The sequence below is a fragment of the Caulobacter sp. CCNWLW153 genome (assembly GCF_036889365.1).
GTDB lineage: Bacteria > Pseudomonadota > Alphaproteobacteria > Caulobacterales > Caulobacteraceae > Caulobacter > Caulobacter radicis.
This window is the reverse complement of record NZ_JBAKFV010000011.1, coordinates 214980-223487: the sequence shown is the minus strand read 5'-3', so window position 1 is coordinate 223487 and position 8508 is coordinate 214980. Positions and strand designations below refer to the sequence as shown.

8 protein-coding genes are annotated in these 8508 nt (G+C 70.6%); 3 read left to right on the top strand and 5 right to left on the bottom strand.

Annotated elements, in window-relative coordinates; translation table 11 throughout:
* Window positions 1-147: 147 nt before the first annotated feature.
* From V6S85_RS17825 to V6S85_RS17815, 3 genes are read right to left on the bottom strand one after another with little or no spacing between them, the layout of a single operon-like run.
* Window positions 148-600 (bottom strand): flagellar basal body protein, encoded by a 453-nt coding sequence (locus V6S85_RS17825; RefSeq protein WP_116564061.1) that lies wholly within the window; start codon window positions 598-600, stop codon window positions 148-150.
* The gene (locus V6S85_RS17820) at window positions 597-932 is read right to left on the bottom strand and encodes a rod-binding protein (protein ID WP_116564059.1); all 336 of its coding nucleotides are present in this window, start codon (window positions 930-932) and stop codon (window positions 597-599) included. Before V6S85_RS17820 ends, V6S85_RS17825 begins: the two co-directional genes overlap by 4 nt.
* Window positions 932-2047: a flagellar basal body P-ring protein FlgI gene (locus tag V6S85_RS17815; RefSeq protein ID WP_334349775.1), complete on the bottom strand. Its 1116-nt coding sequence runs from the start codon at window positions 2045-2047 to the stop codon at window positions 932-934. The genes V6S85_RS17820 and V6S85_RS17815 overlap by 1 nt, the downstream gene beginning before the upstream one ends.
* Before the next feature lie 235 nt (window positions 2048-2282).
* Here V6S85_RS17815 and fliX point away from each other — a divergent pair, with 235 nt between their 5' ends.
* Window positions 2283-2711, top strand: a complete 429-nt coding sequence (gene fliX / locus V6S85_RS17810) for a flagellar assembly regulator FliX (RefSeq protein WP_334349774.1) — start codon at window positions 2283-2285, stop codon at window positions 2709-2711.
* 223 nt (window positions 2712-2934) lie between these two features.
* On the top strand, window positions 2935-3363 hold the full coding sequence (dksA, locus tag V6S85_RS17805; RefSeq protein WP_058346549.1) for an RNA polymerase-binding protein DksA: 429 nt from the start codon (window positions 2935-2937) through the stop codon (window positions 3361-3363).
* 210 nt (window positions 3364-3573) lie between these two features.
* On the opposite strand, the gene V6S85_RS17800 is transcribed toward dksA, so the two are convergent.
* Together V6S85_RS17800 and V6S85_RS17795 are read right to left on the bottom strand one after the other, a co-directional pair.
* Entirely contained in the window at window positions 3574-6648 is a 3075-nt protein-coding gene (locus V6S85_RS17800; RefSeq protein ID WP_334349773.1) for an efflux RND transporter permease subunit, read from the bottom strand.
* Window positions 6645-7688: an efflux RND transporter periplasmic adaptor subunit gene (locus tag V6S85_RS17795; protein ID WP_442885685.1), complete on the bottom strand. Its 1044-nt coding sequence runs from the start codon at window positions 7686-7688 to the stop codon at window positions 6645-6647. Before V6S85_RS17795 ends, V6S85_RS17800 begins: the two co-directional genes overlap by 4 nt.
* Window positions 7689-7848: 160 nt before the next feature.
* Between V6S85_RS17795 and V6S85_RS17790 the strand changes: the two genes are divergently transcribed.
* On the top strand, window positions 7849-8490 hold the full coding sequence (locus V6S85_RS17790) for a TetR/AcrR family transcriptional regulator (RefSeq protein WP_334349771.1): 642 nt from the start codon (window positions 7849-7851) through the stop codon (window positions 8488-8490).
* Window positions 8491-8508: the final 18 nt, after the last annotated feature.

Here is an 8508-nt window from a genome sequence, read left to right as displayed (position 1 = left end):
TCGTCGAGCGCCGTGGGTTTCAGAAAAAGCCTGGGTCCCCGCTTTCGCGGGGATTTTACGGGGAAAGATGGCCGGCCTGGCGGAAGCTGAGAACGGCCCCCCTCAGGCCCTCCGGGCCACCTCCCCCGCAGGGGGAGGATCTGCCGATCAGGCCTTGCGGTTCAGCGTGATCGCGGTGGCGTTGTTGGCGTAGCCGGCGCCGTGGGCGCTGGGGCCGTAGCCGGCGGCTTGCGGGCGTTGGGCGGCGATCTCGTTGGCGACGGCGCGGACGAGGCCCTCGGTGACGGTCTTGGCCGCGGCGATGGCGCGCGACTGGCGGGCCAGCACGGCGTCGAAGGCCTCGGTGGCGCGCACCAGGCGGCGGCGGCGGTCGGGCGTGGCGGCCTGCACCAGGGCGACGTTGCCGCGCACCCTGGCCGACTCGTGGCGATAGACATTGGCCAGCTTGGCCGTCTCCTCGACGTGGCGGGCGGCCTCGTGCGGGCGGCGGGCCTCGAAGGCGGTGGCTTGCCTGGCGATCAGGTCGGTCAGGCGCTCGGTCAGGATGATCAGCTGTTCGACGCGCTCGTCCGAGGCAGAGAGGAGGGCGGGGCTCGTCATTGGGCGACCTCCTGCAGGCCCTGCATCTTCAGCATCTCGCGCTGGACGGTGGCCGAGACGCCGACGCCGCCGGCCTTGGTCACTTCCTTGGCCATGGCGTCGGTCAGCAGCGACTTGAACATCTCCTCGCCCTGGCCGCCGCCGAAGGGCTCGGGCGTCTTCACGCCCTCGAACATCGACTGCATCATCACCGACAGGAACGAGGACTCGAACTTGTCGGCCGTCTCCTTGATCTTGCCGCGCTTGAGCAGTTCGGCGGCCGAGCTGGCGGTGGGGCCCGTGCTGGCGGTCAGGCCGGTGATCGGCGGCGAGGTGATGGAGAAGGCGCTCATCACATCACCTCGATGTCGGCTTGCAGGGCGCCGGCGGCCTTCACCGCCTGCAGGATGGTGATCATGTCGCGCGGGGTGACGCCCAGGGCGTTGAGGCCGCCGACCAGGCTCTTGAGCGACGCGCCGCCGCCGAGCGTGATCAGCTTCTTGCCCTTTTCCTCGTCGATGCTGATCGCCGACTGCGGGACGACCGTGGTGCGGCCCTGGCTGAACGGGGCGGGCTGGCTGACGGCCGGGGTCTCCTGGACCGAGATGGTCAGGTTGCCCTGAGCGATGGCCACCTGGCTGATGCGGACGTCGTCGCCCATCACCACCACGCCGTTGACCTCGTCGATGATCACCTTGGCCGGGCCGTCGGGCTCGACTTCCAGGTTCTCGATGGCGGTCACGAAGCTGATCATGTCCATGCCGGCCGGCGAGCGGATGGCGACGATGGTCGGGTTCTGGGCCTGGGCGCAGCCGGGGTACTTGGAATTGATGGCGTCGGCGATGCGGCGCGAGGTCGTGAAGTCGGGGTTGCGCAGCGACAGGCGCAGTTCGCTCATGGCCACCATCTGGAAGCCGGTCTCGCGCTCGACGTCGGCGCCGGCGGCGATGCGGCCGGCGGTGGGCACGCCGCGGCTGATCGAGCTGCCCGAGGCGCCGCCGGCCGAGACGGCGCCGGTCTGCACCTGGCCTTGCGCGACGGCGTAGGTCTGGCCATCGGCGCCTTGCAGCGCGGTGACCATCAGGGTGCCGCCCTGCAGGCTCTTGGCGTCGCCCATGGCCGAGACCGAGACGTCGATCTTCGCACCGGCGCCGGCGAAGGCGGGCAGCTTGGCGGTGACCATCACGGCCGCGGCGTTCTTGGCGTTGAGGTTGGCGTCGCGGATGTTGACGCCCTGGCGTTCCAGCAGCGACTCCATGCTCTGCTTGGTCATCGGCGCGTTGCGCAGGCTGTCGCCCGTGCCGTTGAGGCCCACGACGATGCCGTAGCCGATCAGGTGGTTATCGCGCACGCCTTCGACGGCGACGATGTCCTTGATCCGCGACTTGGCGGCGGCCGGACCGGCGACGACGACGACGGCCGCGAGAGCCAGGCCGGCGAGAACGGAGCTGAAAAGTGAAGGACGCATGGACTTCCACACCGAGGACGCAATTCCGTCGCGGCCCATGCCAGAACCGGGCCAACGAAAAAGGTGAGGAAAATCAATGATCAGGGCGGACAGAAACGCCTGCGACAATCCTGTCCGGCAGATTCTGCCCGGCATTAACCATACCGCAAGCGCGCTTCTCGAATATGAGTTCTCATCGGGGAGCGCGACTCCCTATATGTAGGCGTACGAGACCAGCGGTGGAGCGACGGTCGTCATGAAGGTTTCGAGCACGGGAGGCGTGGGCGCGGCTGGCGCATCACGCGCGCGGCCGACGGGCGGCGGGTCGAGCTTCGCGCTGCCCAGCGTCGGCGCGGCCGGCGGCGTCGCCGGAACCGCGGCGGCCGGCGGCCTGGCGGGCATGGGCTCGCTGGACGCCCTGCTCGCCTTGCAGGCCAACATGGATCCGGCCGAGCGCAAGCGCCGGGCGATCCGCCGGGCCGACGACATCCTCGACATCCTCGACGGCCTGAAGATCGCCGTGCTGGACGGGGAGGTCTCGCCCAGCACCATCGACAAGCTCAAGCGGGCCGTTCGCGAGCATCGCGAATCCGTCGACGATCCGAAATTGCAGAGCCTGCTCAACGAGATCGAGACCCGCGCCGCCGTCGAAGAGGCCAAGCTGGCCGTCATGCGCGGCGCGTGAGGAACGGCGGGATGGAACCTCTGGCCCTTTCCCGCGATTTTACAGCCCCGGTCGGCGCGGCGAAGCTCGCCGTAAGCGTGAGTCGCCGTCGCCCGCATGGGCCGTTCAAGGGCGCTCGCGCGCCTGAACGCGCCGCTCACGCGACGTTCATTGAACGGGGCTATCGTTTTGGTATAAGCACACCGCCCGCTGAGGGCGGAGTTCATCGGGGCGTGAGGCGTTGATGCAGACGGCCACTGTTCTTAAAGAACCGGACACCTATCGTCCTTCGGACGACGAGCCTTTCATGAACGAGCGTCAGCTTGAATATTTCAAGCAGAAGCTGCTCGGCTGGAAGGAAGAGATCCTCCGCGAATCTCGCGAGACGGTGTCCCATCTTCAGACTGAAACTGAAAACCATGCCGACCTCGCCGACCGGGCGTCGTCGGAAACCGACCGAGCGCTGGAATTGCGGACCCGCGATCGGCAACGGAAACTGATCTCCAAGATCGACCAGGCGTTGCGCCGCGTCGAAGACGGCAGCTACGGCTACTGCGAAGAGACCGGCGAGCCTATCGGCCTGGCCCGTCTCGACGCCCGCCCGACCGCCACCCTGAGCCTCGAGGCCCAGGAACGTCACGAGCGCCGCGAACGCGTCCACCGCGACGACTGAGGCCCCCTTTGGGGCCCTCGGACCCGACTGATGTGTTTCAAGCGGCCTCGCCCGAAAGGGCGGGGCCGTTTTTGTTTGAACCTCCCCCTGTGGGGGAGGCGATCGCGCAGCGATCGGAGGGGGAGTGACTTGGAACTCGGCCAACTCACCGGAAGCTGAAAACGTCCCCCCACCGGCCTTCGGCCGCCTCCCCCAGAGGGGGAGGTCCCTTTAGGCGGTCGCCCGCTTCTCCTCGCCCCGCGCCGTCAGCCAGTACATCACCGGCGTGGCCACCCGCGACAGCACGGTGGAGGTCACGAGGCCGCCGATGATGGCGATGGCCAGGGGCGAGTAGAGGCCCGAGCGTTCGAGGGCCAGCGGCAGGAGGCCGCCGATCGCCGTGGCCGAGGTCAGCAGCACCGGCAGGAAGCGCACCTCGCCGGCCTTCTCGATGGCGTCGTGCAGGTTCATTCCCTCGCGGCGCAGCTGTTCGGTGAAGTCGACCAGCAGGATCGAGTTCTTGATCTCGATGCCGATCAGGGCGATCAGGCCGATGGTGGCCGTGAACGACAGCGAATTGCCGGTCAGCCACAGGGCCGCGGCCGCGCCGAAGATCCCGAACGGGATGATGCCGGCGACCACCAGGGCGGTCTTGAACTTGCGGAACTCCAGGACCAGCACCGCCAGGATCCCGAACACCGCCACCATCACCGCAGCCCCCAGGCCCGCGAAGCTTTCCGACTGGGCCTCGGCCTGGCCGCCCAGGGTCAGGGCGTAGCCGGGCGGCATGGGCAGCGCCCTCTGCAGGCGGGCCAGCACCTCCTTGGTGACGTTGTCGGTCAGGTAGCCGGTGCGCACGAAGGCGGTGACCGTCACCGTCCGCTCGCGGTCGAAGCGGTCGATGCGGGCGGGGCTGGACTTCAGGCTGGGGGTGGCGATGGCCGACAGCGGCGCGGCCTCGCCGTCGGCGGTGGGCACGTAGACGCCAGACAGGGCCGACAGGGCGTTGCGGTCGGCGCCGTCGACCTGGCTCATCGGCAGGCGCACCTTGACGGCGTAGTCGTCGCCGTCGGGGTCGCGGAAGCGGCCGGTCTCCTCGCCCGACAGCGCCAGGCGGGCCGCGCGGCGGGCCGCGCCGGCCGGCACGCCCAGGGCCGCGGCCTTGGCCTCGTCGACGCCGAGGTCGAGGTCGGTGCGGTCCAGGCGCACCGGGTTGCCGACGTCGCGGGTTCCCGGCGTGCTCTTCAGGACCGCTTCGGCGCGCACGGCCAGGGCCTTGAGCACCTCGAGATTGCGACCGGTGATGCGCACGGCGACGGGGGCTTCGATCGGCGGGCCGTTCTCGAACACCTCGACGCTGATCCGCGCGCCGGGATAGCGGGCGAAGTCGGCGCGCAGGCGGTCGAGCAGATGCTCGCTCTTGCCCGGCTCCCAGCGCTTGAGGCTGACGAACATCTCGCCATAGGTCACCGCGCTCTCGCGCTGGGACTGGTTGTAGAACACCTGCGGATTGCCGCGGCCCAGGTTGGCGGCGCGCCAGACGACGTCGGGCTCGCGGGCCAGGCGCTGGTCGACATAGCGCAGGGCCGCGTCGGTGCGGGCCAGGGACGAGCCGTCTGGCATGGTGACGCGGACCAGGAACTGCGGCGTCTCGGCGGCCGGGAACAGGCTGGAGCCGGCCGCCTGAAGCATCGGCACGGCGGTGGCGCACAGGGCCAGCATCAGGGCCAGCGCCAGCCAGGGCCGGGCCAGGGCGTGGTGCAGCACGGGGCGATAGACGGTGTGGATCACGCGGTTGACCGCCTGCAGCAGGCGGTTGCCCTCGGGATCGGAATGCTTGTCCAGCACCCGGCTGGCCAGGAACGGGATGATGGTCAGCGACACGAAGAGCGAGGCGCCCACCGTGCACAGCACCGTCACCGGCAGCGAGCGGATGTAGGCGCCCGAGCCGGCCGGCAGGGCCATCAGCGGCAGGAAGGCCAGCATCAGGGTCGCCGTGCAGCCGATCACCGCCAGGGCGATCTGGCCCGAGCCGTTGATGGCCGCGGCCGTGCGCTCCTCGCCCTCGCGGATCCGGCGGGCGATGTTCTCGGTGATGACGATGCTGTCGTCGACGAGCAGGCCCAGCGCCAGCACGAAGCCGGCGATCGACAGCTGGTTCAGGGTGAAGCCGAAGGCCTGGATCAGCGACAGGCCGATCAGCAGGCTAAGCGGGATCGACACCATCACCACCAGCCCCGCGCGCGGGCCCAGCGGCAGCAGGGTGATCAGCACCAGCACCAGGGCCAGGCCGAAGTCGCGCAGCAGGTTGTTCAGCCGATGCTCGACATTGCGGGCCTGGACGAAGCCGCGCTCAAGCTTCACGCCGGCCGGCAGCGCCTTCTCGTAGTCGTCGAGCACCGCCTCGACGCTCTTGGTGATCTTGCCGACGTCCTGGCCGTCCTTCTGGGTGACGGCGATGAACACCGCGCGCTTGCCGTCGAAGCGGGTGACGTGGGTCGGCTCCTCCTGGGCCCAGGCGACGTCGGCGACGTCGCGCACCCGCACCACCTGGCCGCCGGCCGAGCGGACGGGGGTGTCCTTGACGGCGTCCAGCGAGCGGAAGGCCCCGCCGGACTTGACGTTGAAGCGTCGGGCGCCGGCCTGGACCGCGCCGATCGGGGCCTCGGCTCCGGCCGCGCGCAGGGCGTCGGCGACGCTGGAGGCCGGCAGCTGCAAGGCGGCCAGCCGGGCCAGGTCCAGCGACACCCGCACTTCCGAGGCCGGGGCGCCGTAATAGCGGGTCTGGCGCACGCCGGGCACGCGGTCGAGGCGCTCGGACAGCCGGTCGGCGGCCTTCTCCAGGCGGCGCATCGGCAGGCTGTCGCTGACCAGGGCGACCTGGACGATGGCCACCTCGGTGGTGCGCACGCGCTCGATGTCGAGCCGTTGCAGGCCGGCGGGCAGGCTGCCGCGGATGGCGTTCACCTCGCGCACCACCTGGTCGAACTTGCGCTCGGGATCGACGTCCCAGGTGAAGAACACCCGCACGATCGCCGCGCCGTCGAGGCTGTTGCTCTCGACCTTGTCGATGTTGTCGAGGCCGTAGACCGCCGTCTCGATCGGGTCGGCGACCAACTGCTCCATCTCGGCCGGCTCGGCCCCGGGCAGCACGGCGCGGACGATGACGATGGGGATCGGGAAGTGCGGATCCTCCGACCGCGGCACGGTCAGCAGGGCGTTGACCCCCAGCATCACCAGCAGGCCGAAGGCGACGATGGTGAACTGCCAGCGCTTTACGGCGAAGGCGGCGAGGTTGAGGTTCATTGGCCGGCGACCTTGCGGGCGGGGGCGGCCAGGGCGCGCGGATCGATCACGGCGACCTTCTCGCCGTCGGAGACGAAGCCGGCGCCGGCGGTGATCACCCGGGTTCCGGCGGCGAGGCCAGCCACCAGGGCGTCGTCGCCGTCGAAGCCGCCGAAGCGGACATTGACGCGGCGGGCCACGACGCCGTCCAGGCGCAGCACGGCGGCCTTGTCGCCCGAGGCCTCAAGCAGGGCCTCGGCCGGAATGCGGACGAACTCGGCGCGGGCGGCGGCCTGGGCCGAGGCCGGGGCCTGCAGGCGGGCGGCGGCGATCTGGCCGCTCTTCAGCTCGGGCGGGGCCTGGACCTCGATCTCGACGCTGACCGCCCCGGTGCGGGCGTCGGCGGCCTGGCCCAGGCGCGTGACGACGCCGGTCAGGGTCTGGCCGGGCAGGGCGTCGGCGGTGACGGCGGCGCTGGAGCCCACCTTCACCCGCGCCGCGTCGCGGGCGGGCAGCGGCAGGCGCAGCACCAGCGGACTGGAAAGATCGGCGACCGTGAGCACGGTCTGGCCGGCCGCCACCACCTCGCCGGCCTGGGCCGTGCGGGCCAGCACCACGCCCGAGACGGGCGAGGCGAGGGCGGCCCAGCGCCGGTCGAAGGCCGCGCCGGCGTGGGCGGCCTGGGCCGCCTTCAGCGCGCTTTCGGCGTCGTCCAGCCGGGCCTTGGCCACGAAGCCGGTCGAATAGAGCTTGCGGGCCCGGTCGGCGTCGCGGCGGGCGCGCTCCAGGTCGGCGGCGGCCTGGGTCTGGCGGGCGTCGACGCCGGCCGGATCGATGGCCGCCAGGGCCTGTCCGGCGCGCACCGCGTCGCCGGCCTCGACGCTCATGCGGGTCAGCACGCCGGGGATGCGGAATGACAGCGCCATCTCGCGGCGGCGTTGCAGGGCGCCCGAGGCGGTCAGTTCCGAGGCCTGGCCGGGCGCGCCGACGGTGACGGCCTCGACGGCCGGGGGCGGGGCGGCCTGGGGCGTGTCGGCCTTGCCGCCGCAGGCGACCAGCATCAGGCCCGCCGCTACCGCCAGCGCCGTCAGCAGCACGACGCCTCCATAACCAGCACGCGCCCCGTCCATCGCCCTCGCCCTCATCATCGATCGGTGATAAGTTATCACTGATCGATTATTGTGGGTTGTCAAGACGGACCGAACACGGAAAGGAGGGACGATGACCGCGCCGAAAGTCCGTTCCCCCCGCAAGCCCAAGGGCCAGGGCGCCGAGCGCCGTGAGGAGATCCTGGACGCGGCGCTGAAGCTGTTCAGCGCCAGGGGCCTGCACACCGTCTCGACCCGCCAGATCGCCGAGGCGGTGGGCATCTCGCAGCCGGCGCTCTACGCCTATTTCGCCACCAAGGACGACATCACCGCCGAGCTGTGCATCCGCGCCTTCGCCATACTGGTCGAGCGCATGGAGGCCGCGCGGGCGGACTTCACGCCGACGGCCGAATGCTTCGAGAAGGCCCTGCGGGTCTATGTCGACTTCGGCCTGCAGAACCCCGACGCCTATCGCGTGGCCTTCATGGTCGAGAAGGGGCTGGACGGGACCTACAAGGAGCGGGTCGGCGACCGGCCGATGATGGCCGGCATCGGCGCCTTCCAGCGCTTCGCCGAGATCGTGGCCGAGGTGCGCGACGCGGGACTGACCCACGACGACGACGTCCAGCGCATCACCCAGACCCTGTGGGCGGGCCTGCACGGCCTGGTGTCGCTGCTGATCGCCCGCGCCGACTTCCCGTGGGTGGAGCGCGAGGTGTTGATCGCCTGCCATATCTCGCTGCTGCGGCGGGGCGCCCTGAAGGGCGTGGGGTGAAGGACGTCCGTTGAACTG

Bases quoted from the DNA above. Each gene is read 5' to 3' on its own strand.
- V6S85_RS17820 (WP_116564059.1), bottom strand. From the start codon at position 932: ATGAGCGCCTTCTCCATCACCTCGCCGCCGATCACCGGCCTGACCGCC.
- V6S85_RS17790 (WP_334349771.1), top strand. From the start codon at position 7,849: ATGACCGCGCCGAAAGTCCGTTCCCCCCGCAAGCCCAAGGGCCAGGGC.
- fliX (WP_334349774.1), top strand. From the start codon at position 2,283: ATGAAGGTTTCGAGCACGGGAGGCGTGGGCGCGGCTGGCGCATCACGC.
- V6S85_RS17800 (WP_334349773.1), bottom strand. From the start codon at position 6,648: ATGAACCTCAACCTCGCCGCCTTCGCCGTAAAGCGCTGGCAGTTCACC.
- dksA (WP_058346549.1), top strand. From the start codon at position 2,935: ATGCAGACGGCCACTGTTCTTAAAGAACCGGACACCTATCGTCCTTCG.
- V6S85_RS17825 (WP_116564061.1), bottom strand. From the start codon at position 600: ATGACGAGCCCCGCCCTCCTCTCTGCCTCGGACGAGCGCGTCGAACAG.
- V6S85_RS17795 (WP_442885685.1), bottom strand. From the start codon at position 7,688: ATGCTGGTCGCCTGCGGCGGCAAGGCCGACACGCCCCAGGCCGCCCCG.
- V6S85_RS17815 (WP_334349775.1), bottom strand. From the start codon at position 2,047: ATGCGTCCTTCACTTTTCAGCTCCGTTCTCGCCGGCCTGGCTCTCGCG.